The organism is Pseudomonas sp. R1-43-08 (genome assembly GCF_003852255.1).
Taxonomy (GTDB): Bacteria; Pseudomonadota; Gammaproteobacteria; order Pseudomonadales; family Pseudomonadaceae; genus Aquipseudomonas.
Map to the genome: position 1 here is coordinate 2,634,167 of NZ_CP027734.1, position 25,392 is coordinate 2,659,558.

A 25,392-nucleotide genomic window follows, 5' to 3' on the forward strand; every position below is an offset into this window, starting at 1 on the left:
GGGGCCTGGGTGTTTCTGTGTGTGGGGCGCTTAGTTCAGGCCCAGCTTGCCGCGCAGCATCGACAGGTCTTCAGCCAAGGTATTGACCGGGCCCACCAAGGCCTTGCGGTCGTTATCCTTGACCTTGTCGTAGGTCTGAAAGCCACCGTCCGGGGTCTTGTACTTGGCCAGGATCTTGTCCACGGTGGCGAAGTTCTTGTCGACCTTGGCCAGGAATACCTTGTCTTGTTTCTCGATCTGGCCACGGAACAGGTCAACGATTTTCTTCGCACCGTCAATGTTGCCCTGGAAGTCGTACAGGTCGGTATGGCTGTAGCGGTCTTCTTCGCCGGAAATCTTGGTAGCGGCGACTTCTTCGAGCAGCGCTGCGGCGCCGCCGACAACTTTTTCCGGTGGGAAGGTCAGGCCGTCGACCCGGGTTTTCAGGTCGAGCACGTCGCTGTTGAGCTTGTCGGCGAGGGCGTCGAGGCCTTGGGTGGTGTTTTCGGAGAACAGGCTGTACTCGATGCGGTGAAAGCCGGTGAAGTCTTCGGCCTTCACGCCATTTTCGTGATCGTCGACCCGGGAGTCGATGGAGGCGTCGAGGTCACTGAACAGCTCGGCGATCGGCTCGATGGATTCATAATGCACGCGGGTCGGCGCATAGAGTTTCCGAGCGGTGGGCAGGTCGCCTTTTTTCACGGCGTCGGTGAAGGCCTGGGTCTGGGTGACCAATTCACCGATCTCTTCGGTGACATAGATTTTGTAGTCCGACACCGGACCGACCAGGTCCAGCGGCGCCGTGGCGGCAAAGGCGGACAGTGGCGAAAGGGTCATCAGCAACGACAACGCGAGGGTCGACTTCTTCATGGGACGGTATCCGCTCTGAGTGTGTTTTAGGTGGAGGCAGTGGTTTGAGGGTGCGTTGCTGCAAGTAGCGTGCGCCCGATGAAATCGTCGGGCCCCGTGACCCCCGGCAAGGTGAAGAAATAGCCGCCGCCGACCGGCTTGAGGTATTCCTCCAGGGGCTCGCCGTTGAGCCGGGTTTGCACGCTGATAAAGCCTTTCTCCAGGTCAGCCTGGTAACAGATGAACAACAGCCCCATGTCCAGCTGACCGTTTTTATTGACGCCGTTGGAGTAGTTGAACGGCCGCCGCAGGATCAGGTTGGCCTGGGTCTGCGGAGTGCGCGGGTTGGCCAGGCGGATGTGGGCATCGAGCTTGGTCAGCTTGCCTTCCGGGTCCTTGCTGTAATCAGGGACCTCGGATTCCTTGTGGCCATCCATCGGCGCGCCGGTGGGTTTGACACGGCCGATGATGCTTTCCTGTTCCTGCAGTGGGGTGCGGTCCCAGCGCTCGACGAAGTTGCGGATGATGCGCACCGCCTGGTAGCTGCCGTTGGCCGCCCAGGCCGGTTCGTCACTGCCTGGCTGCACCCACACGATCTGGTCCATGGCCTTGGCGTCGTTGGAATTGGGGTTGGCCGAACCATCGCGAAAACCCAGGAAGTTACGCGCACTCTGCGCCGGCTCGCCGGGTTTGGCCGGCGCCTGGGGCGGTACGCTGCCTTCCTGTTTCCAGCGCACCAGCAGCAGGTCGGGCAGGTTCTTTACGATGTCGCGCAGGGCGTGGATGTTGGTGTCCGGGGTGTTGGAGCTGAACTGCAGGCTCAGGTCGCCGTGGCACTGCGAAGGTTCCAGCGCATCGTTGGGGAAACCGACCATGCGCGTCAGGCGCTTGGGCTTGGCCGCGCCGAGGCCGAAGCGTTCATCGAACAACGACTCACCGACCGAGACCGTGATGGTGAGGTTATCCGGTGTCACCACCGGGCCGAGGATGCCGGAGTCGGTGGGCGGCAGTTTCGGGTCGACTTGCGGCACGGTGCCGCCGGTCATCAGGAAGGCGATGCGCTCGTTCAAGGTGCGGAACAGGCGCTCCAGGTCTTCACGGTCACTGGCCAGTACGTCGAATGCCACGAGCATGCCGCAGGCGGGACGTGGGGTGACGATGCCGCTCTGGTGCTTGCCGAAGAACGCGTGGTGGTCCTGGGTCTTGTCACTGCGTGGCGCGGTGGTGACTTGCTCGGCGGCCGCCGCCATGGCCGGACAGGTCAGGGTGCCACCGGCAATCGCGGCGCCGGTGGCGGCCATGCCGAGCAGGACACGGCGGCGTTGAAGGTCAAATTGTGCTGAATCACTCATGTATGCGTTCGTCTCACTGCAGGCCGAAAAGGCCAAGGGCGGGGTCGATTCCATCGAGTGCGGCGGCCAGGGCCTTGGCCTTGTCGGCGATCTGCTTGCGCTGATCGGCGTTCACGCTGTCATAGGTGGCGTAGCCGGTGTCGACCTTGAAGCCTTGGAGTTCGGCATCAAAGGCGGCGAGGGCACTGTCGACGTTGGGGAGCAGCTCGGCGGCGGACTTGGCCAACAGCGGCCGCATCAGCGCGACAACCTTGTGGGCAACCTCCAGGTTGGCGGCAAAACCGTTGAGGTCGATGTGGCTGTAGCGTTCCTCTTCACCGCTGTTGGCGCGTACATCCGCCAGGCTATTGAGGTTGCGCACCACAATGCTCACCAGTTGCTCCGGCGGCAGGGATTGGGCCAGCAGTTGTTGTTTGAGGGCGCTGACGTCGTTGACCAACCGCTGCGCGACGGGCGCCAGGCCGTCGAGGCTGCGCTGCTGGAACAGGCTGTATTCAAGGCGGTGGAAGCCGCTGAAGGCCGGGTCCTGTTCGCGCTTTTCAAAATAATCGGCGCGGGCGTTGATCGCGTTGTCCAGCTCGGCCAGGCGTTGCGATGCCGGCGCCAACCGTTGGTAGGCTTCGCGCGCCGGTACATACAGCACCTGGGCCTGGGCGAGGTCGCCGGCATCGATCGCGTGTTGCAACGCGGTGACCGCCTTCACCAGTGCAGTGCCCTGGCCGCTCAGGTAAACGCGGAACTCCGACAGCGGCCCGATAAACGCCACCATCGACGGCTTGGCCTTGGCCTGGGCCTCGGATTGCGCAGTCGGCGTGACATGCAAGGTGCCGCGGGGGTTGCTCAGCAGACCGCAGGTGATCGCGTAGTCGCCGGGCTGCAGATTGGCATTGATCATCTGGCTCAGGCCGGGGGCAATATTTTCCCGCTCTTCGACGACCAGGACGCCGTCGAGGATTTCCCATTCCACCGCGCGGTCGGAGCGGTTGATGATGCGAAAACTCGCACGCCCGGCGGGCACCGTCAGGGCGTTGGGCTCGCAAGCGTGGCCGTGGATGGTCACCGCGATCTCATTCTGGTTGGCCTGGCGCTTGCTGGCAGCCAACTGCGCGGCGTAATAGAACAGGCCACCGGCGGCGATCATCACGACCACCGAGCCGGCCACGGCCCAGCGCAGCGCGCGGGACGACGGAACCGGTTGAGGGGTTGGGTTGGACAAGAGGCGGTCCTTACTGGCTGGAGACGGAAGAAGTGGGGGTGACAGGCTTGGCCGAAGGCGACGGCAGAAAGAACATCACCAGCGCCACCACCAGGTAAATCAGATAGGCGCCGAGGGTGCTGACGGTCGGCGCTTCCTGATAACCGAACATACCGGCAAGCACTGAGCCCAGCGGGCTGTCCATGGGCAGCGCGGCGCTGAAATCGAACAGCACGGTCTGCAGGTGATTCCACACGCCCGCTTCGTGCAAGGCTTGCACCGAGTTGGCGAGAATGCCGGCCGCCACTACGAGGATGAACAGGCCGGTCCAGCGGAAAAACGCACCGAGGTTCAGGCGCATGCTGCCGGTGTAGATCAGGAAACCGACGATGATCGCCAGGATCAGGCCGAGCAGGGCGCCGATAGGCGCACCCAGGCCCTCGCTCTGCTGGAACACGGCGAGCAGGAAGAACACCGTTTCCAGCCCTTCGCGGGCCACGGCGAAGAACACCATGGCGATCAGCGCGAAGACTTGATGCCGCGAGCCGGCCAATGCGTGGTCGAGGGACGCATGCAGCGAATGTTTGATCGAGCGCGCCACCTTGCGCATCCAGAACACCATGGAACTGAGAATGCCCACCGCGACCAGTCCGACGATGCCTTCGAACAATTCCTGCTGTTTCTGCGGGAATTCGGCACTGACTAGTTCCAGCCCGCCGCCCACCAGCAACGCCAGCGCCGCCGCAAGAAACACACCGATCCACACAGCGGGCATCCACTGGCCGCGCCCGGTCTGTTGCAGGTAGCTGGCGATGATGCCGACGATCAACGCCGCTTCAATGCCTTCGCGCAGCATGATTAAAAAGGGAACAAGCATCGGGCACCAGGGCGTAACTAGATAGGAGGCTAAGTTGTAACATAATGATACTCATTGCCAAACAAGAAATATTGACCTTTGCTGAACGTGGGCTGAACGGTGGTGGCGAAGCGCAACCGCCCTTATCATGCAGGCCACCCGAACCGCAGCCGGATTGCCCAACAGCCCATGTCGGAAAAAGACACCATCTCCATCCACCTCGTGCGCGAAGCCCTGTTGCAGAGCTGTGCGCCGGGCGCGGCTACCGTCGATGCGTTGAGCAAAGTCGGGATTGACCCGGCGCTGCTGGAACAGCCCGGCGCACGCGTGGCCGCCACCGCTTATGCGCGCTTGTGGCGTTTGCTCGCACGACGCAGTGATGACGAGTTTTTTGGCATGGACCCGCGCAAGCTCAAATCCGGCAGCCTGGCGTTCCTGTGTCGTGCCGCTATGGCACAACCGAGCCTGGTGGCCGGCCTGGAAACCGGCCTGGATTTTCTTTCACTGATGTTTGAGCGCCTGCCTGCCCAGTTGGTGCGCCAACAAAGCCTGGCGGAAATCGTGTTGCTCGAACCGGAGCCCGAGCCCAAGCGCGCGTTCACCTATTTCACTTACTGGATGATCGTCCACGGCGTTGCCTGCTGGCTGGCGGGGCGGCGCATCCCGATTCTGGCCGTCGAATTGCGCTGCGCACGGCCGGACTTTTGTGATGATTACCAAGTGATGTTTTCCGACAACCTGCGCTTTGATCGGCCACGCACCCGCATGATCTTTTCCGCCGAGTGCCTGGACCTGCCGATCAAACGAACCCCACAGGAATTGCAGCGTTTCCTCAGCCACGCGCCGGCCAATATCCTGGTCAAATACCGCGACCCGGAAAGCCTCGCCAGCCGCATCAAGCATGACCTGCGCCACATGCCCCCACACACCTGGCCGGAGACCGACGGCCTTGCCGCCACCCTGTGCATCTCCGCGTCCACCCTGCGTCGCCGCCTGGCAGAAGAAGGGCAGACCTACCAGGGCCTCAAGGACAGCGTGCGCAAGGAACTGGCGATTGTGTGGCTGGCTGAGCCGCAGATCAGCTTCGCCCAGATTGCCGAGCGGCTGGGGTTTGCCGATACGAGTTCCTTTTATAAGGCGTTTCGTAAATGGAGCGGGTCGAATCCGGGGCATTATCGGAGTTTGATTCTTAACGACGCAACGTAGAACAATGATCGTTCCCACGCTCTGCGTGGGAATGCCACCCGGGACGCTCCGCGTCCGCTTTCAGCGAAAACTCAGGCACTTGCGCAATGGTGACGCGGAGCGTCACACGATGCATTGCCACGCGGAGCGTGGGAACGATCAACGCCGCACACGTAGCGCTGGTGCGAGACTAGGAAAGAACTGACTAATTCCTACTCTTTGGTATGACAGACCAGTCCCTCTTGTTTTTAGGATGTGACTGGCATACTTGGAACAAAGAATCGTGCACCGTTTTAACCACGGTCTTACTTTGTGGTTATGCGCAAATTACAGATAATGGTGCGAAGCCAAAGTTGGGTAAGCCGTACGCGTTGAGTTATTAACCAACCTACGTAGGGTGAGCTTATGAGTCGTTTTATTGCATTACCTTTTGCAGCGTTGATATTGGTATCCGCTCAGGCATCGGCACTGTGTTTGAATATCTCGGAGAGTTTTAGCGGGACAGTAGAGCCGGAAACTGAAGTTACCGTACATGGGCCATTCGTAATAACGGGTAGTAATGGATGTTCTAATGCGAATATCGAGGCAGTGATTTCAGCGGCGGGTGCGGGGAGAGCTCCCCAGATATCCATCGAGCGTGAAGTCGGCTCCTCTTGGACGAAGGTTGCGGCCAATCCTTTGTCTCCTCGGGTGTCTTGGCTGGGGCCTCTCGGTACATATAGAGTCAGGGCGCACAATCCTGATACCGGCTTGAAGGCCTTTTCCGGAACTGTCAGATACGGACGCTAGGCGGCAGTGATAGCAGTGTGTCAGAGCCCTGGCACGCTGCTACCTTCCTGTTGCTTCATTATCAGGCCCGCTCATCCACCGACAAATCATGTTTTGACGAATTTGCGAAATACGCGAGGGCGTTAATGGCACGATTGGCGTCAAACATGCCCTGTATATATTCCGGTATGCCCTGTGAACGCCCTACGTCTGGGTTGCATTTTTACAAATGCAAGGTAGTCCTCCAGCTTCTCGTCGAACAGCGCAATTGCATTGAATTTCACATGCGTGTTCGTTTGTCTGCCGGTGGCGTCAGAGGCGCCATCTCCGGATATGAAAATCAGGAAAGCCTGCTCACCGATTACTTTGCTATCGAACAACCGCCTCCCCACCTGCTTAAGCTCATCGGTGCTGATAGACGTCATATCATACTTTTTCAAAAACTCTTTCAAATCCGCTAGCTCACCTTGCTGCCACATTCGCAGTTCGTCAACGGCGTTTGACTCTTCCGTGATTGTGAACGCATTCGTGACCTTTTCCGGGTTCTTGATGACGAACGCATCCGTCTGTTTGGAAAGTACATTAGGTATTGTCACTCTCATGTCCATGTTCGTCTCCTTATAGATGAAGGGTACGTCCCGTTATCGACCTCTTTTGAATGATATTTAAGACATTTGGAAATTTGGGAAGTGTCTGACGGATAAGGATTACCAACAGGCAAAAACTGTTTGACTCACTGATAACCGGCCAAAAAAAGCCCCGCAACCGAATGGATTGCAGGGCTAAAAATTGGCTGGATGCGACCAACCAAAGGAGCTCTTTACATCACTTGGCGGTAGCAACCACCGTATCCGGCTGCCAGCCACCCCCCAGCGCCTTGTAGATCGCGACGATGCCGCGATACAGGTCCACTTCGGCCTGGGCCTGGGAGTCTTCGGCGGCCAGGCGTTCGCGTTGGGCGTCGAGCAGGACCAGGAAGTCCACCGTCCCTTCGCGGTAGCGGATTGCGGCCAGGTCGGCGGCGGCGCGGCTGGATTCGCTTTGGCGGATCAGCGAGACCAGGCGTTGCTGACGCTTGCCGTAGTCACTGAAGGCGTTTTCGGATTCTTCCAGGGCCAACAGCACTTGCTGTTCGTAGTTCGCCAGGGCGCCGTCGGCTTCGGCGTCCGCGCCGCGCAAGCGGGCGCGCACGCTGCCCAGGTCGAAGGCGGCCCAGGTAATGCTTGGGCCAAGGGCCCAGGCATTGGCGGCGGACGAGCCGATCTGCGAGCCGCGCCCGGCGGTGAAGCCGAGAAAGCCGCTGAGGCTGACCCGTGGGAACAGGTCGGCCTTGGCCACGCCGATGCGTGCGGTGGCGGCCGCCAGTTTGCGCTCGGCGCTGAGGATGTCCGGGCGCCGTTGTAGCAGTTGCCCAGGGTCGCCAATCGGCAGCGCCTTGGCAATCGCCGGCAGGTCTTTCGGGCTCAGGTCCACGCTCAGTTTGTCGGGGCGCTGGCCGAGGAGGGTGGCGATGCGGTTACGCTCGCGCACTTGCTCGGCCTGCAGTTGCGGCACGCTGGCTTCCACCGCCGCGAGGCGCGCATCGGCGCGTTCCACGTCGAGTTGGTCGCCCACGCCGGCATCGCGCAGGCTGACGGTGATGCCGCGGGAGTCCTGCTGGTTTTTCAGGTTGTCCAGGGCAATGCGTTCACGCAGTTGCGCGCCACGCAGTTGACCGTAGGCATCCACCAGTTCAGCGATCATGGTGACTTGCAGCTGGTACAAGTCCGCCTCGGCGGCCTGCTGGTCTGCGTCGGTGGCTTCCAGGTTGCGCTGGATGCGACCGAACAGGTCCAGTTCCCAGGCCATGTCCAGGCCGAGGTCGTAGCGCTCGGTCTTGACGCGGCGGGTGGTCTGGCCGGGGATCTGGCCCTTGCCCTGGTCACTGCTGACGCGGCTGGTGATGGTCGGCATGGCGTCGTTGCTGGCGTCATCGCGGATCGCACGGGACGCCCGCAGACGGGCAAAGGCGACGCGCAGGTCGCGGTTGCCCTGCAGCGACTGGGTGACCAACTGGTTGAGGGTCGGGTCCTCGAACTGCTGCCACCAGATACCTTCGAACCTGGCATGGTCATATTGCTTGGCATCGGCGGCGGCCGTGATGTTGGCCGCCTCCGGGGTCTGGGCTTTGTAGTCCGGGCCCACGGCACAGGCGCTCAGCGCCAGTACCAGCAAGCTCGGCAGGAATACTTTCACGCTCATTGCTGTGTCTCCAGCTTCAAGGCCTTGGCCGCTTTGCGTGCTTCGCTGCGCTCCACATAGCGACGGATCAGTACGTAGAACACCGGCGTCAGCAACAGACCGAAGAAGGTCACCCCGATCATCCCGGAGAACACCGCCACGCCCATGGCATGCCGCATCTCGGCACCGGCACCGCTGGACAACACCAGTGGCACCACACCCATGATGAAGGCGAACGAAGTCATCAGGATCGGCCGCAGACGCAAGCGGCAGGCTTCCAGTACCGCAGCGAGCGGGTCGAGGCCTTCCTGCTGTTTATCCTTGGCGAACTCGACGATCAGGATCGCGTTCTTGCAGGCCAGGCCCACTAGTACGATCAGGCCGATTTGGGTGAAGATGTTGTTGTCGCCGCCGGAGATGATCACCCCGGTGATGGCCGACAGCAGCGTCATCGGTACGATCAGGATCACCGCCAATGGCAGGCTCCAGCTTTCGTATTGGGCGGCCAGTACCAGGAACGCCAGCAATACGCAGAGCGGGAACACGAACAGCGCGGTGTTGCCCGAGAGGATTTGCTGATAAGTCAGGTCGGTCCACTCGTAGGTCATGCCGTTGGGCAGTTCATCCTTGAGCAGTTTTTCAATCGCGGCCTGGGCCTGGCCGGAACTGTAGCCCGGTGCGGCGTTGCCGTTGATTTCAGCGGTGATAAAGCCGTTGTAGTGCATCACGCGGTCCGGGCCCGAGGTGTCGCTGACCTTGATGAAGGTCGCCAGGGGGATCATCTCGCCTTTGTTGTTACGCACTTTCAGCTGGCCGATCTGGTCGGAGTCCTGGCGGAACTGTTGCTCGGCCTGCACGTTGACCTGGTAGGTGCGCCCGAAGCGGTTGAAGTCGTTGGCGTACAACGAACCCAGGTAGACCTGCAGCGTGTCGAAGATGTCGCTGATTGCCACGCCGTGGGTCTTGGCCTTTTCACGGTCGATGGCGGCATCGACCTGCGGCACGTTGACCGTGTAGCTGGTGAACAGGCCGAACAGCTCAGGCACGCCGTGGCTTTTGGTGATGACGTTCTGTACTTCTTTATACAGCTCGTCATAGCCGAGGTTGCCACGGTCTTCGATCTGCAGGCGGAACCCGCCGATCGTGCCCAGGCCTTGCACCGGCGGCGGCGGGAAGATCGCCATATAGGCTTCTTCGATACTGGCGTACTGGCCGTTCAGCGCACCGGCAATTGCACCCGCTGACATGCTCGCGTCTTTACGCTCGTCGAACGGTTTCAAGGTCACGAACACGATGCCGCTGTTCGGGCTGTTGGTGAAACCGTTGATCGACAGGCCAGGGAACGCAATCGCGCTTTCCACGCCGGGCTGTTTCAGGGCGATGTCCGACATGCGCTTCATCACGCTTTCGGTACGGTCCAGGCTCGCCGCGTCGGGCAGTTGGGCGAAGGCCACCAGGTATTGCTTGTCCTGGGCCGGTACGAAACCGGTCGGCGTGTGGGCAAACCCGAAGAATGTCAGCACCATCAGGCCGGCGTACACGAACAGGGCGATACCCGTGCCGCGAATCACCCGGCGCACGGTACCGACGTAGCCATGGCTGGCCTTTTCGAAAAAGCGGTTGAAGGGACGGAACAGCCAGCCGCCGAAGAGCTTGTCGAGGAACCTGGAGAAACGGTCCTTCGGTGCGTCGTGGGCGCGCAGCAACACGGCCGCCAGGGCAGGGGACAGCGTCAGCGAGTTGAATGCCGAGATCACCGTCGAAATGGCAATGGTCAAGGCGAACTGTTTGTAGAACTGCCCGGTCAAGCCACTGATAAAGGCGGCCGGAATGAACACCGCACACAGCACCAGCGCCGTGGCGACGATCGGGCCGGTCACTTCGCGCATGGCTTTTTCGGTGGCCGGGAACGGCTCCAGGCCCAGTTCGATATTACGTTCGACGTTCTCCACCACCACGATGGCGTCGTCCACCACGATGCCGATGGCCAGTACCAAGCCGAACAACGACAAGGCATTGAGTGAGAAGCCGAACAGGTGCATCACTGCAAACGTACCGATCAACGATACCGGCACCGCCACCAATGGAATGATCGAGGCGCGCCAGGTCTGCAGGAACAGGATCACCACCAGCACCACGAGGATCAACGCTTCGAACAGAGTGTGCACCACCGCTTCGATGGAGCCGCGTACAAAGATCGTCGGGTCATAGGCGATGCGGTAATCCATGCCGGCCGGGAAGCCCTTTTTCAGCTCGGCCATCTTGGCGCGCACATCGTTGGAGATATCGATGGCGTTGGAGCCTGGACGCTGGAAAATCGGAATCGCGACGGCAGGCTGGTTATCGATCAGCGAGCGCAGCGCGTATTGGCTGGAGCCCAGCTCGACCCGGGCGATGTCCTTCAGGCGGGTGATCTCACCGTTGGCGCCGGCGCGAATCACAATGTTCTCGAACTCTTCCTCGGTGACCAGGCGGCCCTGGGTATTGACCGACAACTGGAAGCTGGTGTCACTCGGCGCCGGCTGGGCGCCCAGGGCACCGGCGGCCACCTGGCGGTTCTGTTCGCGGATCGCGTTGACCACATCGGTTGCGGTCAGGTTGCGCGAAGCGGTCTTGTTCGGGTCCAGCCAGACGCGCAGCGAGTAGTCGCCCATGCCGAACAACTGCACGTCGCCCACACCGCCCAGGCGGGCCAGCTCATCCTTGATATTGAGGATCGCGTAGTTGGACAGGTACAGCATGTCGTAACGCTGATCCGGGGAGGTCAAGTGCACCACCATGGTCAGGTCGGGAGAGGCCTTGTCCACGGTGATACCGATGCGCGTCACTTCCTCAGGCAGTTTTGGCTGAGTCCGCGTCACCCGGTTTTGCACCTGCACCTGCGCGTTGTCAAGGTCCGTGCCCAGGGCGAAGGTGATGGTCAGGGTCAGCTTGCCGTCGGCGGTCGACTGCGAAGACATGTACAGCATGTTCTCGACGCCGGTAATGGCTTGCTCCAGCGGAGCCGCCACGGTTTCGCCGATGACTTTAGGGTTGGCACCGGGGAAGTTGGCGCGTACCACCACGGTCGGCGGTACCACTTCCGGGTATTCGCTGATGGGCAGTTGGAACAGCGAGATTGCACCGGCGATCAGGATCAACAGCGACAGCACCGCTGCGAAGATCGGCCGCGAAATGAAGAACTTGGAAAAATTCATCTTGAGTCGTATCCCTTAACCGCGTGGAGTCGCGCTGCTGGCGAGCTTGGGCGCGGGTTTTTCCGGCGCCACTTGCTCCAGGTTGCTGGCTTCAAGCGCTTGTCGTTGTTGGGCCAAGGCGGCGAGGGTTTCCTGGCTGGCCATCGGAATGGTTTCCGGTGCGACCGGCGAACCTGGGCGTGCACGCTGCAGGCCCTTGACGATAATGGTGTCGTCCTTGTTCAAGCCGCTGCGCACGATGCGCAGGCCTTCGATCTTCGGCCCCAGTTCCACCGCACGATAGGCGGGCTTGTCGCCTTCCATCACCAGCACGAACTTCTTGCCCAGGTCGGTGCCCACCGCTTCGTCGTTGATCAGCACGGCGGAATAGGTGCCGCTGCCCACCAGCTTCAAGCGCGCATACAGGCCAGGGGTGTATTCGCCCTTGCTGTTATCGAACACGGCGCGCCCACGGATGGTACCGGTGGCCGGGTTGACCTGGTTGTCGACGAAGTTCATCTGGCCCAGGTGCGGGTTGCCGGTTTCATTCGACAGGCCCAGGTACACCGGGGTGGTCGCGCCGCGACGGCCCTGGCGGGCCAGCTCGGTGTACTTGAGGAACACACGTTCATCGGCGTCGAAGTAGGCGTAGACCTTGTCGGTGGAAACCACGCTGGTCAGCGCGGTGGTGTCGGCGGTCACCAGGTTGCCGGCGGTGATCTCGGCGCGGCTCACGCGGCCGCTGATCGGCGACGTGACGCGGGTGAAGCTCAGGTTCAACTTGGCCAGGTCCAACTGCGCCTGGATCCCGGCAACAGCGGCGCGGGCTTCCTGGGCGGCGGTGGTGCGCGAGTCGGCCAGTTCGGCGGAGATCGCATTGCTCTGGCGCAGACGGTCGCCGCGTTGCGCTTCGTTATCGCTGCGGGTAGCGGCGGCTTTCGTTTGCGCCAACTGGGCTTCGAGGCGGCGTACCTCGGCCTGGAACGGACGTGGATCGATCTGGAACAGCAGGTCGCCTTTCTTGACCAAAGCGCCTTCGGTGAAAGCGACTTGGTCAATCTGGCCCGACACGCGTGGACGAATCTGTACGGTTTCCGGTGCTTCCAGGCGCCCGGTGAATTCATCCCACTCGTTGACCGGCTGCTCGAGCACCTTGGCCACGCTGACTTTCGCCGCTGGCATGGCGGCCGCTTGGTCCGGGGTCTTGCCGCACGCGCTCATCACCACCACGGCCAGGATCGCCAGGGGGAAGCGCAAATGTTTGAGTGACTGTTCCATGAGGTGCATCCGCCAATGTATTGAGATGGGCGGATCATGCGCGGGGAGACGGTATGTCACGAATCGAATGAAGCAAAGGTAACTATCATTCGGAATGATATAAGCGCGCGGACAGCCCACTAGCATGGGGGTTTCGTTAGGGTGCTATCAATGCCCTTGATGGCGATAGTCTATTGCGCAGGCTGCAAGAGACTCACGCGAGAGCGCCGTTATCCCTTCAACACCAACGACATGCCCGGATAGTGGGCGCAGATGAACTCAACAAATGCGCGAACCTTTGGGGCAGCGAGGCGCCTGGATGTATGCAGCACCCACAGCGCGGGTTCCATTCCGTGCACCGTACCCCACTGGACCAACTCGCCACGGGCAAGCTGGCTTCCGGCAATGGACTGTGGAATCAGGGCGGCGCCCGCACCGGCCACAGCCGCATCCCGCACCATCAGTAATGAAGAGAACCGTAGCTTCGGGTCGGGCTCCAGCACCAGTTCCCCGCCATCGAGATGCCAGTGGGTGGGCTCGAAACTCGACGTCACGATAGCGGCAACGGGCCGGAGCGCGCCGGGCAGCGGCTTGAGCACCGCCGGCGCCGCCACCACGATCAGTCGGTCTTTGGCGAAGCAGCGGCCAACCAGGCTGCTGTCCGGGCTGGGGTTGATGCGGATGGCAACGTCAAAGCGTTCCTCTACAAGGTCAACCAGGCGATCCTCGGCGACGACTTCGATCTCCACTTCAGGGTAGGCGGCGCAGAACTCGGCGCCAATGCGCCCCATCGCAAGCTGCGAGAACAAAACCGGGGCAGCCACGCGCAAGCGTCCGCGCGGTGTCGAGATGCCCTCACGGGCCGCCGTCAAGGCTTCGATCACCTCGCCCAGCGGACCTTCCGTGCGCGTCATCAGCACTTCCCCGGCTTCAGTGAGTTTAAGGCCGCGTGCGCTGCGCTCGATCAGCCTGACGCCCAGTTGCTCTTCCAGGTCAGCGATGCGGCGCGACAAGGTCGCCTTGGCTATACCGCTCGCACGGCTGGCCTTTCCGAGCCCTTCATTAGTGGCGACGAGGGCAAAATCGATCAGCGCGTTCAGGTTCATGGTGTTCCATTTTTGAAACGAAGTGTCTAGATTTTGGAGTCTGTGCTCCGCTTGCGCAACAGCATATCGTTGAACACATCGCAGCGAGCGTTGCGGATTTCACTCACTGACTCACCTAAACCCACTGCAGGAGTTTCACCATGAGCATTCTGGTTATTGGCGCCACCGGCACGATTGGTTCACTCGTCACCCAAGGCCTTGCCGAGGCGGGCGCCGAGGTCAAGGCCCTGGTTCGCCAGGCGGGCAAGCGCGATTTCCCGGCAGGCGTCACCGAGGTTGTCGCAGACCTCACCGATGTCGTCTCCCTGCGCGCTGCGCTGTCGTCGGTACGCACGCTGTTCCTGCTCAATGCCGTAACGCCCGACGAGGTCACCCAAGCCCTCATCACGCTGAACCTCGCGCGTGAGGCGGGTATCGAGCGCATCGTTTACCTGTCGGTGATTCATGCCGACACCTTCACCCATGTGCCGCATTTCACCGGCAAGCACACGGTTGAGCGCATGCTCGAAAGCCTCGATATGCCCGCGACGATCCTGCGTCCTGCTTACTTTATGCAAAACGACCTGATGGTCCGGCAGACGATCCAGGACTACTCGGTATACCCGATGCCCATTGGCTCGGCCGGGGTTTCAATGATCGATACGCGCGACATCGCCGATGTGGCCGTGGCAGAACTGCTGCGCCGCGATAAAGCACCTTCCGCGCTTGCGCGCGTAACCCTGGAGTTGGTCGGGCCAAACGCACTGACGGGAGCCTCCGTGGCAAAGATCTGGAGTGCAGCCCTGGGCCGCGAGATCGCCTACGGCGGTGACGACGTGGTGGCCTTCGAAGGGCAACTGGCTGCCTACGGCCCCGGTTGGTTGGCGTACGACATGCGCCTGATGATGGCCGCTATCCAGACGTTCGGCATGCACGCCGCCGAAGGTACCGTGGAGCGGTTGGAGGCGATCATCGGGCATCCGTTGCGTACCTATGAAGACTTTGTGCGTGAAGCGACGGCCGGCTTCGTCAGCCAACCGCACTAGCAGCGCCGTATAGCCGTCGAACCGCAACGCTGCAGCAATTCAATCTGGTCCGCAGGCACCAGCGTACGCAGGGTCTTGTACAGCACCCGCGTTTCCAGCAGGTTCCACACCCGCAGCATGGTTTCCAGCGCGTCCAGGGGTTTGCTGATGAAATCCCGGGCGCCCAGGGCGAGGGCGCGCAGGCGTGTGTCGCGGGTTGCGTCGGCGGTGAGCACCAGGATCGGCAGGTATTCGCCTTGAGGGATGCGCCGGTTGAGCTGTTCCAGCACGGCAAAGCCGTCGAACTCCGGCATGTGCAGGTCGAGGATCACCAGGTCCGGCTCGAAGCTGTTGAACAACTCCAGGGTGCGCAGCGGCTGGGTGCTGCTCAGCACGTTGGTGAGGCCCTCGCGCGCCAGCAGTTGCTCCACCAGGTCGAGGTTCGGGCGTTGGTCGTCGATGATCAGGATACGCAGGTCGAGGTTCACGCAGGCTCCGGAAAAGCTTGGTCGAGGTGGGCGAGAAACCCAGGCACGTTGATCGGTTTGTTCAATACGGCGGTGGCGCCTGCCTGCAGCAATGCCTGGCGGGTCAGGTCGCTGGCGTCGGCGGTGATCATCAGCACCGGTGTGTCGTGGCTGATCGGTGACTGGCGCAAGCGTTGCAGCACCTTCAAGCCGTCGATGTCGGGCAGCGCCACATCCACCAGGATCAGCTGTGGCGCATGCTGCGCGGCGAGGTCCAGCCCCAGCTGGCCTTGCATGCTCGACAGCAGGCGTATGCCGGGCCGGCGTTGCAGCAGGGTTTCGATCAGCGCCAGGCTGGAGAGATTGTCTTCGATGCATAACACCTTGCCCTGGAACGTGCTGACGACGGGGGCAGGGCGCTTCAATTCGGGCTCGATGCCGGGTGCGGCGCCACTGTGGGCGTGGGCTATGCGCACGAAGGGCAGGTCCAGGGTGAAGCGCGAGCCGATGCCGGGCTGGCTCTGCACCTTGAGTTGGCCGTCCATGTTTTCCAGCAGGCTTTTACTCAGGGCCAGGCCCAGGCCGCTGCCTTCCACATTCGGGTCGGCCCCCAGGCGTTCGAACGGCTTGAACAGTTGCCCGATGTGATCGGCGGCGATGCCGTTGCCGGTGTCGCACACCGACACGCTGATCCGCTGCCCCTGGATGCCGATCTCAAGGCTCACCTGGCCATCGCGGCGGTTATATTTGATCGCATTGGACAGCAGGTTCAGCAGCACCTGGGTCAGGCGTTGGCGGTCGGCGACGATGCCGGTATCCGCCGCCAGCGCCGGCAGCGGCTGGAGCTGCACGCCCGCGTCGGCGGCCATGGGCGACACCAGGGTCAACGCCTCCTGCAGGGCACTCGCCAGGGGGATCGGCGCGATGCTCAACGCCAGGCTGCCGGCCTCGATCTTGGCGATGTCCAACACTTCGTTGATCAGCGTGAGCAGGTGCTGGCCGGCGCGCAGAATGTGCCCGACATTGGCCTGTTGCGCCTTGGGCACGTCCATGTCCAACAACTGTGCGAAGCCCAGGATCGAGTTGAGCGGTGTGCGCAGTTCATGGCTCATGCGCGAGAGGAATTCACTTTTGGCACGGCTGGCGCGTTCGGCTTCCTCGCGGGCGGTGCGCAGGGCGATCTCCGCCGCTCGGCGGTCGGTAATGTCGCGGGTAATCTTGGAGAACCCGCGCAGCGCCCCGGTGGCGTCGTGTTGCGCGGTGATCACCACGCTGGCCCAGAACCGCGTGCCGTCCTTGCGGCAGCGCCAGCCTTCTTCGGTGTAGTCGCCGTTGCGGGTGGCTTCGCGCAATGCCAGGTCGGGGTGCTGCGGGCATTCCTCGGGCAGGTAGAACAGTGAAAAATGCTGACCGATGATCTCCTGTTCGGTATAGCCCTTGATCCGCTGCGCGCCGTTGTTCCAACTGGTGACATGGCCTGCTGTGTCGAGGGCGAAGATCCCGTAGTCCTTGACCCCATCGATGATCAGCCGCAGGCGCTCTTCGTTGTCGCGCAATGCCCGTTCGCGTTCGGCCAGCAATAACCCGGCCTCCACCAGGCGGGTGCCCAACTGGCCGATTTCGTCATTTTCCGGGGGCTGGGGCAGCAGCGGCGAGCCCTGGGCCAGGCGCTGGGCGTTGCGCTGCACATTCTGCACCCGGGCCACGATGCCCTTGGACAGAAACAACACCGCGACAATCGCCCCGAACAGCCCGCAGATCGCCGCCAGCCAGGTGGACAGCAACAGCCTTTGCCGGGTGTCGGACGCCGCAGCGCTGCGCTCGGCCAGCAGCGAGTCTTCAAGGGTGAGCATGGTGCTGATGTGTTGGCGCAGGGCATCGAGGATCTGCTTATTGCTGATCAGGATGGCACTGATGGCTTGCGGTGTGGCCTTGCTGTCCTTGAGCATCTGCTCCAGCCCGTCGACCTTGGCCTCGATCAGCGGTTTGATCGCGCTGAGCTGCTCGCGCACGCGCTGATCGCGCACATTGCGGTCAAGCCGGCGCAGGGCTGACTCGATCTGCGGCTTGGCGTTCAGGTAGGTTGGCAGGAAGTCTTCGCGGTGTGTGAGCAGGTAACCGCGCACACTGGCGGCGGCTTCGGCGAGCAGGGTATGCACGGCCTGGATATCGCCTTGCACGCGCAACACGCGGCGCACATCTTCTTCGGCGCGGGCGGTCTGGCGCTCCGTGGTGTAGATCAGCACCAGGGACAGCAACAGCACCACCAGGGGCAGCGAAATGACCACCAGCGCCTTGCCGCGCAGCGGCAGGTCGGCCCAATATTTTTTCATCGGCGGCGCTTCATGGTGGCGTCACCAGGCCCAGGGCGATGCCCCGCACGGCGGCCTGGGTGCGGTCGGCCGCGCCGAGTTTGCCGATCACCCGCTCGACATGGGCCTTGGCCGTGCCGGTGGTGATGCCCAACTGTTCGCCGATGGCCCGGTTGCTCATGCCGTTGGCGACCAGGCCGAGCACCTGGCGTTCCCGTGGGGTCAGTGGCTCGCCGGGAGCGGCGCCGCTGGCCTGGCGTTCGGTCATACGGCGCAACAGCCGGGCGCTGACCGCCGTGTTAAGCGCTTCGCCGCCGGCGGCCACCTGTTGCAACGCCTGGATCACCTCGGTGCGGCTGGCATCTTTGAGCAGGTAGCCCACTGCACCGGCTTGCATGGCCGCCTCGAGGTACTCGGGGCTGTCGTCCATGGTGAACATCATCACCTTCACTTCCGGCAGGCGTTGTTGCAGCAAGCGGGCGGCGCCCAAACCGTTGAGGCCGGGCATGCGGATGTCGAGGATGACGATGTCCGGCAGCAGTCGCTCGCACAGTTCCACCGCTTGCAGGCCATCGCTGGCTTGACCAACCACCTCGAACTGCGGGTGGCCGGCCAGCAGGGAGACGAAGCCGGTGCGCGTGACTTCATGATCGTCCGCCAGCACCAGGCGCAAGACGTGGGTCATTGAGGGACTCCAGGCAAGTGGGCTGGCACGCGAGCGTGCAGTTGGGTACCGCCGTCGACGGCGCTGGCGCAGGTAAAGCTGCCGCCCAGCAGGCTGGCGCGCTCCTGCATGGTGGCGAGGCCCAGGTGCTGGGCGTCATCGAGTGACGGCTCCGACGTGAAGCCCTTGCCATTGTCATCAACCCGCAGCGACGCGTGACCGTCACGCAGCGCCAGGGTCAATTGCACTTGGCTTGCGCGCGCATGCTTGAGCACATTGTTGATGGCTTCCTGGCCGATCCGGAACAGGGCGATCTCCACCTGGCTGGGTAAGCGCGTGTCACAGTGCGCCTGCCAGAGCACGTTGATGCCGGCGTCGCGCAGGCGGTCGGCTTCTTTGTCCAGCGCTTTGAACAGACCGAAATCATCCAGCACCGTCGGACGCAGGCCCGCGATCAGTTGCCGGCCCTCGCCGACAGAGTGTTGGGCCAGGGTCAGTATCGCCTGCAGGTCGGCGGCCAATGCATCCGGCAGCGGCGGGCAACGCCCGGCGAAGCCTTGCAGCCGTTGGTGCAGACCCGCGAGGGTTTGCGCCAGGCCATCGTGCAGGTCGTAGGCCACACGCTTGCGTTCATCCTCCTGGGCGCGGAGCAAGCGGTTGACCAGGTCGGACAGGGTTTTGTCGCGCGTCTTGAGGGTGCTCAGCAGGCGATCGTTTTCAAGGTGGGCAGCCAGCAAGGTGGCGAGCAGTTGCAGCGATTCGCTGTCCTCATGCTCCGGCGTGCGCAGGCTGACGCTATTGCCCAGCACCAGTACGCCAATGGCAGGGCCGTCGCCGGCGCGCAACGGCACTTGCAAGACACTGGGCAAGTCCTCTGATGGCCGTTCCTGCCAACACGGCGTGCGCAGGCTGCGGTCGGCGAGGCCGGCGAGGCTGCTCAATCGCGCCGGGTTGCCATGGCGGGCGCTGGTGCGCGCGATGCCGTCGGCGTCCCACTCCTGCAGCAGCCCGTGGTCCATCGCCAGAAACCCACAGGCCCGCGCGAGTACGCATTCGCGCATGGCGTCGGGGGCCAGTTCGCGCAGTTGCTGCCCGGTATCCACCAACAGGCGCAGGCGCGCCGTACGACTTTCCGACTGGCGGAAATGCGCGCGCATGGCCAAGGCGCTGCCGGGGTCATGGGGGTTGTCATGCACGGATAATGCTCCAGTGGACGGCGGGCGCGAGGGGGATGTATTAAACATCGTTGAACACCTTGGGCGCTATCTGCCAAATGGCATAGATAAACACCTCCGGTTGGCCGATGGCGGACGCGGGGGAGGAGGGCAAAGTGGGCTCAACGACGACCACTGGAGTAACACCATGAAATTCAAGATCGCGCCGCTTGCCCTGATGTTTGCCCTGAGCGCACCGATTGTTCACGCTGCCGAGACAGCCCCCTATGTCTACCGTGAGGTGGCACAGGCGCCGGCCAATGTGAAAGACCGCGAGATTGCCGGGCTGTTCGACCGCTGGAACAGCGCCTTGCAGACCGGCAACGTTAAATCGGTAGTGGACCTCTACGCACCGGGCGCCGTGTTGCAGCCGACCGTGTCGAACCAGGTGCGCACCACGCCGGAGCAGATCAGCGACTACTTCGACCACTTCCTGATGCTCAAGCCGGTGGGCCAGATCAACTACCGCGAGATCCGTCAACTGGGCAGCAACGTCGCCATGGACAGCGGTGTATACACCTTCACCCTGACCGAATCGGACGGCAAGGTGCGCCAGGTGCAGGCACGCTATACCTTTGTCTATGAGCAGGTGGGCGGGCAGTGGAAAATTCTCAACCATCACTCTTCGGCGATGCCGGAAGTGCAGGTTAAACACGCCGGGAAGTAACCGCTCGAACAAAAATGCCCATGCCTGTGCAGGTGTGGGCTTTTTGCGTCCAGCGCCGTTGAAGGGCTGACGTTACGCGGCTGTAATGCACGAATGGCGTTTTCTTGCGCCCATTCTGTGCTCTATAAATCCAATAAATCGTGGGTAATCGTATAGGTTCAGGCGTTAACACCCAAAATACTGGATTTAACAAGCTTGTTAGTCACTGTGGTTAATTCTATAGTTACGAGGGTTAACTGGCAGAGCATGGGCTGGGTACACACTATGTTGGATTTAAGCTTCAGCAAGCCGAGCGAGGTCGTCAAGCGCCTCTGCGATCGCTTGCGCACAGAGCGCCTGGCGCTGGACATGACACAAGCCGACCTGGCCGGACGTGCCGGCATCGGCACCAACACCGTTTCCAACCTTGAAGCCGGGCGCAATGTCGGGTTCGAGAACCTGGTCCGGGTGGCGATGGCCCTTGGCCGGACCAAGGAACTCGAAGGCCTGTTCCTGCCTAAGCTGGACAGCATCGAGGATATTCGACGCTACGAAAACAGCGCCAATCGTCTGCGTACCAAGAGGAAGCCCGGCAATGCTTGAGCAGGTGAACGTCTTCTACGAGGGCTGGGGCGAGCGGTGGCAATGGGGCACGCTGGTGTCCACGACCGCCTTGACCGGTCGCCCATTGATCCTGTTCGAGTACAGCCATCAAGCCAGGCAAAGGGGCTTGGAACTGTCCTCCTATACGCTGCCGTTGGAGGGGGCTCAACTGCGCCGCGACTTTCCAGACCATCAACTGTACTTGCCAGGGCCTGTTTACGACGCGTTGCCGGATGGGTGGGGCATGTTGTTGATGGACCGACTGTTCCGGCGCCGCGGGCTCACCACCGCGCGCATCGGCCCACTGGAACGGCTGGCCTACGTCGGCAGCAGCGCGATGGGCGCCATGACATTCGAGCCCGTGGTACCCGAAGGGCTGGAATCCACTGCCCACATTTCGCTGGAGCAGCTTGCCACCGAAGTGCACCAAGTGCTCCATGGCGATGGGGGCGAGTTCCTGCAGACGTTGCTGCTGGTGGGCGGCTCGCCTCAAGGCGCCAGGCCCAAGGCCCTCGTCTATCGCGATCCGGAAACGGGAAGGTTCACCACCGCCGTCACGCCGGGTTTTGAAGCATGGTTGATCAAGTTCCCGGCCAAAGAAGAACAGGCCGAGGTGTGCGCCATCGAAATGGTGTATGCCCAATGCCTGCGCCTGTGCGGTATCGAGACCGCTGACACGCAGTACTTCAGTCTGCCCGGTGGGTTGGCAGCGTTTGCCAGCAAGCGATTTGACCGCCGGGACGGCGTGCGCATCCCCATGCAAAGCCTTGCAGCCTTTACGGGGGCCAATTACCGGTCTCCTGGGGTGTTGGACTATGTCAACTTCTTGCGGGCAACGCAGATGTGTACCAATGATGTGCGAGAAATGGCGGTGGCCTTCGAGCGTGCCGTCTTCAATGTTGCGTTCAACAACAGAGACGATCATCCCAAGAATTTTGCCTATGTCATGTCCAAAGGCGGTCAATGGAGACTGTCCCCGGCTTATGACGTGACCTTCTGCGAGGGGCCAGGCGGTTACCACCAGATGGACGTGATGGGAGAAGCCGTGTCGATTTCTCGCGCACACATGCTCAGGCTTGCCGAGGAAGCCGAGCTGCCCCCGGAGGTTGCAGGCCGAGTGATTGACGGCATTTGTGAGGTAGCAAGCCGGTTTGCAAGCATCGCCGAAGAGCTGTACCCACAGGCGATTAACCGAGACACCTTGCGCATGATCCAAGGTCGCATCGATCAGAACGTGGCTCTGTTACAACTCGATCAAAAGGGAACCCTCAGCTCAGGATCGAAGCCGCCACGGCGAAAGAGCCCCTTCAAAAAGTGAAACGGCTCGGTGCAGGAAACGGTTGAAGCGCGCGGCATCACGCCGTAACCCCGCCTGTTGGCCGCCAATCAGGCACAGATGGGCCATCTGACCCATCACTTCGGCTTCGCCGGGCCTGTTCACCACGCTGCGGCAGGTGCGTATGGCGAAGTCCAGGCGTCTTGCGTCCACACGCTGCTGGAACTCGCCCACCAACGGATCGTGCAGCGACCAGGCGCGGATGGAAATTTCCCGCCCGGGTTGTTTCTCAGCGGCAATACTCAAGTAACGTTTCAAGGTTTCGCCGGCGCTATGACCTTGCGCGGCATAAGCGAGCATGCGCTCCGTGTAGTCTTCCTCCCAGGCGGCCAGCAAGGTGCGGACAAAGTCTTCACGATTGCGGAAATGGTGATAGAAGGATCCACGGGTCACATTCAAGCGGCGCGACAGACTCTCGGCCGACACGCCAGAATGCCCCGCTTGGTCGAGCGCCTCAAAACCCGCCGCTATCCAATGGTGCCGCGTTAGTGTGCTCACCCGTTATCACTCCCTATTTAGCGCCATACAGGCTGTGTATGGTGCGCAAACGATGGATAGGCTACGAACACCCGCATAGATGGCCGCTGCGTTTTGCAGGCCTGCCTGTTCATGGAGTTCGCCTTGAAGAAAATCGTTCTGGTTGCTTTCGACCACTTCACCGATATCGACCTGTTCCTGATGTGGGACATTCTAGGCCGCAATACGCAGGACTGGCACGTGCGAATAGTGGGTGCCAGTCCAACGGTGCGATCGGCGCACGGCCTGCCTGTTTCGGTGCACGGTCCGCTTCGCGAGGCCAACAGTGCCGACGCGGTATTGTTCGTCAGCGGTAAGGAAGGCATACCCGCTGCACTTGCCGCCCCGGATTTCCTGCCGGTGTTTGAACTTGACCCCAAACGCCAGCGCATCGGCGCCATCTGTGCCGGCGCTTTCATTCTCGAACGGCTTGGGCTGCTCAGCGGCCAGGCCACGACGCACCCGGATGCACGATCACAGCTGCAGGCTCTTGGAGTTGAGTGCATGGACCGGCCTCTTGTCTTCCAGGGAAACGTTGCAACCGCTGGCGGATGCCTTTCGGCGCTCTATCTGGTGGGATGGCTGGTGGAGTCCTGGTTCGATGTCGACAAGCGCCGTGCGACTTTGCTCCCGGTACTGCCAACCGGCCAGCAAGCGCTCTATGATGCCTTGATCGGGCTCAGTATTCGGCAAGGGGAAGTGGGCACCTTAACGACATCCCTTTGATCCATGCTCATGCCCCTTAGCACTCAGAAGAGATCCCCCGATGCCCCGAGAATTCGCGCTCGTTACGGCCGTGCCTGTCCCCTCAAGGTCCGGCATCACCCACCTTTATCAATCAATGCACCTGGCGGACGCTTTTGCGATTCGGCTCCCGGCGGGTACGTCCGGTGACGCGGATGTGCTGGCGCGATTCATCCTTTCCCACCAGCCAGCGTGGGTCGGCTGGCTCATGACGGTGCGCGACACGATCGTTGCCTGTTTTGGTCTCAAGACCGCCAGGTACCTGGCATCACTGGCTGGTCGGGTGGGCGTCTTCAAGGTCTACAGCACCCACCGCAGCGAAATCGTGTTGGGCGAAGACGACAAGCACCTGGACTTTCGCATATCGGTCCTGTGCGCGGATGAGGCCGAGCCAGACGGCAGTCGCCAACTGGTTTTTTCAACCGTGGTGCACTGCCACAACCGCCTGGGCCGGGCCTACATCTTTGTTATCGCGCCGTTTCACCGCTGGGTTGTCAAGGCCAGTCTCGTCCGGGCGGCGCGCGTCGGTTGGCCGCTGGCTGGCTGCCCCTGAAGCGCAGGGCGCAGCGCTCCATTCATCAGCACTTCAGTTCAGCGAACGGCTGACATCATGCAGGCGCACGTCGCTCAGGTTGCCGGTGGAGGCCAACAGGTGCAACTGGGCCATCAGAATGGCATAGCGCTGTTGGACCAGACGTTGCTGGGTATCGGTGACCACCTGTTGGGCATCCAGCACATCGGTGTTGATGCGCGAACCGGCTTCGAAGCCGTGGGTCACGGTGGCGAGGTTGATCTGGCTGGAGTTCAGCACCTGCTTGAGTGCCTGGTATTGGCTTATGCCGTTAGTGACTTGCAGGTAGGCCTGACGTGCCATCAGCCCGGCGTTGCGGCGCGCCTCTTCCACTTCATCCGCGGCCTTGCTTTGCAGTGCGTGAGCCTCGCGCACGCGGCTGCTGGTACGGCCGCCGCTGTAAAGTGGAACGCTCAACTTGACCCCTACCACGGTCTGGTTATAGCGATTCTGCGGCAACGTGACGTCGTACACATCACCGCCGACCGAAGCGAAGCGGCCATGGGCGGCGATCAGGTCAAGGGTCGGCAAGTGGCCGGCCCGTTCCTTGTCGATGTCCATTTCAGCCAGGCGCTGGGCAATCTGTGCCGATTGCACGGCCAGGTTGCCTTGTTGCGCGGTGCTGGCCCAATCACCAATGGCGGCGGGCATCGGGGCACTGAACTGTGGCTCTTTGCTTGACCAAGGGCGCGCCTGTGTGGCAGTCAATTGGGTGAGCGTTTCGTTGGCAATGTCCAATGCTCCACGCGCGCCAATCTGTTCGGCAAATGCCTGGTCGTACTTGGCCTGCACCTGTGCGAGCGTGTTGGCGGTGGTGGCGCCATCGGCCAGCAGTCGTCGGCTGCGATCCAGACGCTCGCGCAGCGTTTGCAGTTGTTGCGTGCGTGTATTCAACAGTTCCTGGTTGAGCAGTACATCGAAATAAGCGCGAGCAACGCGCAGCATCAGGTCCTGGCGCGCCTGTTCGGTGTGGACTTCACTGGCGCTGATCAATAGCTTGCTCTGATCGTGGGCGATCACGTTCTGCCAGCGCAGCAGTGGTTGTGTGAGGACCACAGCGTAGGCGTTGGTGTTATTGCGATTGCGGTGGTAGTCGGATGAATCCTCGGCATCGACCCAGGCCGCGCCGCCGGTGACAGACAAGTCCGGCAGCAGGTCGGCGCGGCTTTGCGGTTCCTTTTCCGCCGTGGCCAGTTGCTGGGCCTGTGCAGCGGCGAACTGCATGTCATGGGTCAGCGCCTTTTGGTAGAGGTGATACAGGTCATCTGCCGACACCTGTGCGGGCGCGCAGGCCAGGGCCAGCAAGCACAGGGGCGTGAGCAGTGTGGTGGTTTCGAGACGCAGGCCTGGAATACGCAAGGGATGTGCTCCA

22 protein-coding genes are annotated in these 25,392 nt (G+C 61.8%); 7 read left to right on the plus strand and 15 right to left on the minus strand.

What is annotated here, in order from left to right; all coding sequences use genetic code 11:
• Positions 1 to 30 precede the first annotated feature (30 nt).
• The 4 genes from efeO (C4J87_RS11980) to efeU are packed head-to-tail and all read right to left on the minus strand — an operon-like array spanning position 31 to position 4,252.
• Complete coding sequence (gene efeO, locus C4J87_RS11980) at positions 31 to 849, minus strand: iron uptake system protein EfeO (protein ID WP_124366947.1); 819 nt, start codon at positions 847 to 849, stop codon at positions 31 to 33.
• A gap of 26 nt (positions 850 to 875) precedes the next feature.
• Positions 876 to 2,180 carry an iron uptake transporter deferrochelatase/peroxidase subunit gene (gene efeB, locus C4J87_RS11985; protein WP_124366948.1) on the minus strand — a complete coding sequence of 435 codons (1,305 nt, stop codon included), beginning with the start codon at positions 2,178 to 2,180 and terminating at the stop codon, positions 876 to 878.
• Positions 2,181 to 2,193: 13 nt separating this feature from the next.
• Positions 2,194 to 3,396 (minus strand): iron uptake system protein EfeO, encoded by a 1,203-nt coding sequence (gene efeO / locus C4J87_RS11990; protein ID WP_124366949.1) that lies wholly within the window; start codon positions 3,394 to 3,396, stop codon positions 2,194 to 2,196.
• Between the two features lie 10 nt (positions 3,397 to 3,406).
• Positions 3,407 to 4,252: an iron uptake transporter permease EfeU gene (efeU, locus tag C4J87_RS11995; RefSeq protein WP_124366950.1), complete on the minus strand. Its 846-nt coding sequence runs from the start codon at positions 4,250 to 4,252 to the stop codon at positions 3,407 to 3,409.
• A 168-nt stretch (positions 4,253 to 4,420) separates the two neighbouring features.
• On the opposite strand from efeU, the gene C4J87_RS12000 reads away from it, so the two are divergent.
• Positions 4,421 to 5,437, plus strand: coding sequence for an AraC family transcriptional regulator (locus tag C4J87_RS12000; RefSeq protein WP_124366951.1), 1,017 nt, complete (start codon positions 4,421 to 4,423; stop codon positions 5,435 to 5,437).
• Between the two features lie 908 nt (positions 5,438 to 6,345).
• Here the strand turns inward: C4J87_RS12000 and C4J87_RS12005 are convergent.
• The 5 genes from C4J87_RS12005 to C4J87_RS12025 form a co-directional block, all read right to left on the minus strand.
• The gene (locus C4J87_RS12005; protein ID WP_256680068.1) at positions 6,346 to 6,792 is read right to left on the minus strand and encodes a hypothetical protein; all 447 of its coding nucleotides are present in this window, start codon (positions 6,790 to 6,792) and stop codon (positions 6,346 to 6,348) included.
• A gap of 217 nt (positions 6,793 to 7,009) precedes the next feature.
• Complete coding sequence (locus C4J87_RS12010) at positions 7,010 to 8,425, minus strand: efflux transporter outer membrane subunit (protein WP_124366952.1); 1,416 nt, start codon at positions 8,423 to 8,425, stop codon at positions 7,010 to 7,012.
• Positions 8,422 to 11,601 (minus strand): efflux RND transporter permease subunit, encoded by a 3,180-nt coding sequence (locus tag C4J87_RS12015; RefSeq protein WP_124366953.1) that lies wholly within the window; start codon positions 11,599 to 11,601, stop codon positions 8,422 to 8,424. The genes C4J87_RS12010 and C4J87_RS12015 overlap by 4 nt, the downstream gene beginning before the upstream one ends.
• A gap of 15 nt (positions 11,602 to 11,616) precedes the next feature.
• On the minus strand, positions 11,617 to 12,858 hold the full coding sequence (gene mexE, locus C4J87_RS12020) for a multidrug efflux RND transporter periplasmic adaptor subunit MexE (RefSeq protein WP_124362756.1): 1,242 nt from the start codon (positions 12,856 to 12,858) through the stop codon (positions 11,617 to 11,619).
• A gap of 209 nt (positions 12,859 to 13,067) precedes the next feature.
• The gene (locus tag C4J87_RS12025) at positions 13,068 to 13,943 is read right to left on the minus strand and encodes a LysR family transcriptional regulator (protein ID WP_124366954.1); all 876 of its coding nucleotides are present in this window, start codon (positions 13,941 to 13,943) and stop codon (positions 13,068 to 13,070) included.
• A 140-nt stretch (positions 13,944 to 14,083) separates the two neighbouring features.
• Between C4J87_RS12025 and C4J87_RS12030 the strand changes: the two genes are divergently transcribed.
• A complete protein-coding gene (locus C4J87_RS12030; protein WP_124366955.1) occupies positions 14,084 to 14,968 on the plus strand; it encodes an NmrA/HSCARG family protein in 885 nt (294 codons plus the stop codon).
• On the opposite strand, the gene C4J87_RS12035 is transcribed toward C4J87_RS12030, so the two are convergent.
• Genes C4J87_RS12035 through C4J87_RS12050 form a run of 4 tightly spaced genes read right to left on the minus strand, consistent with a single transcriptional unit; the run spans position 14,965 to position 19,586 of the window.
• Positions 14,965 to 15,435, minus strand: coding sequence for a response regulator (locus C4J87_RS12035; RefSeq protein WP_124362759.1), 471 nt, complete (start codon positions 15,433 to 15,435; stop codon positions 14,965 to 14,967). The genes C4J87_RS12030 and C4J87_RS12035 overlap by 4 nt on opposite strands.
• Positions 15,432 to 17,747 carry an ATP-binding protein gene (locus C4J87_RS12040; protein WP_124366956.1) on the minus strand — a complete coding sequence of 772 codons (2,316 nt, stop codon included), beginning with the start codon at positions 17,745 to 17,747 and terminating at the stop codon, positions 15,432 to 15,434. The genes C4J87_RS12035 and C4J87_RS12040 overlap by 4 nt, the downstream gene beginning before the upstream one ends.
• 10 nt (positions 17,748 to 17,757) lie before the next feature.
• Positions 17,758 to 18,411 carry a response regulator transcription factor gene (locus C4J87_RS12045; RefSeq protein WP_124366957.1) on the minus strand — a complete coding sequence of 218 codons (654 nt, stop codon included), beginning with the start codon at positions 18,409 to 18,411 and terminating at the stop codon, positions 17,758 to 17,760.
• Entirely contained in the window at positions 18,408 to 19,586 is a 1,179-nt protein-coding gene (locus C4J87_RS12050; protein ID WP_124366958.1) for a sensor histidine kinase, read from the minus strand. Before C4J87_RS12050 ends, C4J87_RS12045 begins: the two co-directional genes overlap by 4 nt.
• Before the next feature lie 166 nt (positions 19,587 to 19,752).
• On the opposite strand from C4J87_RS12050, the gene C4J87_RS12055 reads away from it, so the two are divergent.
• The 3 genes from C4J87_RS12055 to C4J87_RS12065 all read left to right on the plus strand — a co-directional run bounded on the left by C4J87_RS12055 (position 19,753) and on the right by C4J87_RS12065 (position 22,171).
• A complete protein-coding gene (locus C4J87_RS12055) occupies positions 19,753 to 20,271 on the plus strand; it encodes an SgcJ/EcaC family oxidoreductase (protein ID WP_124366959.1) in 519 nt (172 codons plus the stop codon).
• A gap of 264 nt (positions 20,272 to 20,535) precedes the next feature.
• Positions 20,536 to 20,853 (plus strand): helix-turn-helix domain-containing protein, encoded by a 318-nt coding sequence (locus C4J87_RS12060; protein WP_124366960.1) that lies wholly within the window; start codon positions 20,536 to 20,538, stop codon positions 20,851 to 20,853.
• Complete coding sequence (locus C4J87_RS12065; protein WP_124366961.1) at positions 20,846 to 22,171, plus strand: type II toxin-antitoxin system HipA family toxin; 1,326 nt, start codon at positions 20,846 to 20,848, stop codon at positions 22,169 to 22,171. The genes C4J87_RS12060 and C4J87_RS12065 overlap by 8 nt, the downstream gene beginning before the upstream one ends.
• Here C4J87_RS12065 and C4J87_RS12070 read toward each other — a convergent pair.
• The gene (locus C4J87_RS12070; RefSeq protein ID WP_124366962.1) at positions 22,127 to 22,687 is read right to left on the minus strand and encodes a TetR/AcrR family transcriptional regulator; all 561 of its coding nucleotides are present in this window, start codon (positions 22,685 to 22,687) and stop codon (positions 22,127 to 22,129) included. The two genes, C4J87_RS12065 and C4J87_RS12070, sit on opposite strands and share 45 nt — an antisense overlap.
• A gap of 123 nt (positions 22,688 to 22,810) precedes the next feature.
• Here C4J87_RS12070 and C4J87_RS12075 point away from each other — a divergent pair, with 123 nt between their 5' ends.
• Entirely contained in the window at positions 22,811 to 23,431 is a 621-nt protein-coding gene (locus C4J87_RS12075; RefSeq protein WP_124366963.1) for a DJ-1/PfpI family protein, read from the plus strand.
• 40 nt (positions 23,432 to 23,471) lie between these two features.
• Positions 23,472 to 24,002: a DUF2867 domain-containing protein gene (locus C4J87_RS12080; RefSeq protein ID WP_124366964.1), complete on the plus strand. Its 531-nt coding sequence runs from the start codon at positions 23,472 to 23,474 to the stop codon at positions 24,000 to 24,002.
• A gap of 33 nt (positions 24,003 to 24,035) precedes the next feature.
• Here C4J87_RS12080 and C4J87_RS12085 read toward each other — a convergent pair whose 3' ends face one another.
• Positions 24,036 to 25,379: a TolC family outer membrane protein gene (locus C4J87_RS12085; protein ID WP_124366965.1), complete on the minus strand. Its 1,344-nt coding sequence runs from the start codon at positions 25,377 to 25,379 to the stop codon at positions 24,036 to 24,038.
• Positions 25,380 to 25,392 lie beyond the last annotated feature (13 nt).

What these genes read in the sequence shown, in the direction of transcription:
- efeO (WP_124366947.1), bottom strand. Translation starts at nt 849, where the DNA reads ATGAAGAAGTCGACCCTCGCGTTGTCGTTGCTGATGACCCTTTCGCCA.
- efeB (WP_124366948.1), bottom strand. Translation starts at nt 2,180, where the DNA reads ATGAGTGATTCAGCACAATTTGACCTTCAACGCCGCCGTGTCCTGCTC.
- efeU (WP_124366950.1), bottom strand. Translation starts at nt 4,252, where the DNA reads ATGCTTGTTCCCTTTTTAATCATGCTGCGCGAAGGCATTGAAGCGGCG.
- C4J87_RS12000 (WP_124366951.1), top strand. Translation starts at nt 4,421, where the DNA reads ATGTCGGAAAAAGACACCATCTCCATCCACCTCGTGCGCGAAGCCCTG.
- C4J87_RS12005 (WP_256680068.1), bottom strand. Translation starts at nt 6,792, where the DNA reads ATGGACATGAGAGTGACAATACCTAATGTACTTTCCAAACAGACGGAT.
- C4J87_RS12010 (WP_124366952.1), bottom strand. Translation starts at nt 8,425, where the DNA reads ATGAGCGTGAAAGTATTCCTGCCGAGCTTGCTGGTACTGGCGCTGAGC.
- C4J87_RS12015 (WP_124366953.1), bottom strand. Translation starts at nt 11,601, where the DNA reads ATGAATTTTTCCAAGTTCTTCATTTCGCGGCCGATCTTCGCAGCGGTG.
- mexE (WP_124362756.1), bottom strand. Translation starts at nt 12,858, where the DNA reads ATGGAACAGTCACTCAAACATTTGCGCTTCCCCCTGGCGATCCTGGCC.
- C4J87_RS12025 (WP_124366954.1), bottom strand. Translation starts at nt 13,943, where the DNA reads ATGAACCTGAACGCGCTGATCGATTTTGCCCTCGTCGCCACTAATGAA.
- C4J87_RS12030 (WP_124366955.1), top strand. Translation starts at nt 14,084, where the DNA reads ATGAGCATTCTGGTTATTGGCGCCACCGGCACGATTGGTTCACTCGTC.
- C4J87_RS12040 (WP_124366956.1), bottom strand. Translation starts at nt 17,747, where the DNA reads ATGAAAAAATATTGGGCCGACCTGCCGCTGCGCGGCAAGGCGCTGGTG.
- C4J87_RS12045 (WP_124366957.1), bottom strand. Translation starts at nt 18,411, where the DNA reads ATGACCCACGTCTTGCGCCTGGTGCTGGCGGACGATCATGAAGTCACG.
- C4J87_RS12055 (WP_124366959.1), top strand. Translation starts at nt 19,753, where the DNA reads ATGAAATTCAAGATCGCGCCGCTTGCCCTGATGTTTGCCCTGAGCGCA.
- C4J87_RS12060 (WP_124366960.1), top strand. Translation starts at nt 20,536, where the DNA reads ATGTTGGATTTAAGCTTCAGCAAGCCGAGCGAGGTCGTCAAGCGCCTC.
- C4J87_RS12065 (WP_124366961.1), top strand. Translation starts at nt 20,846, where the DNA reads ATGCTTGAGCAGGTGAACGTCTTCTACGAGGGCTGGGGCGAGCGGTGG.
- C4J87_RS12080 (WP_124366964.1), top strand. Translation starts at nt 23,472, where the DNA reads ATGCCCCGAGAATTCGCGCTCGTTACGGCCGTGCCTGTCCCCTCAAGG.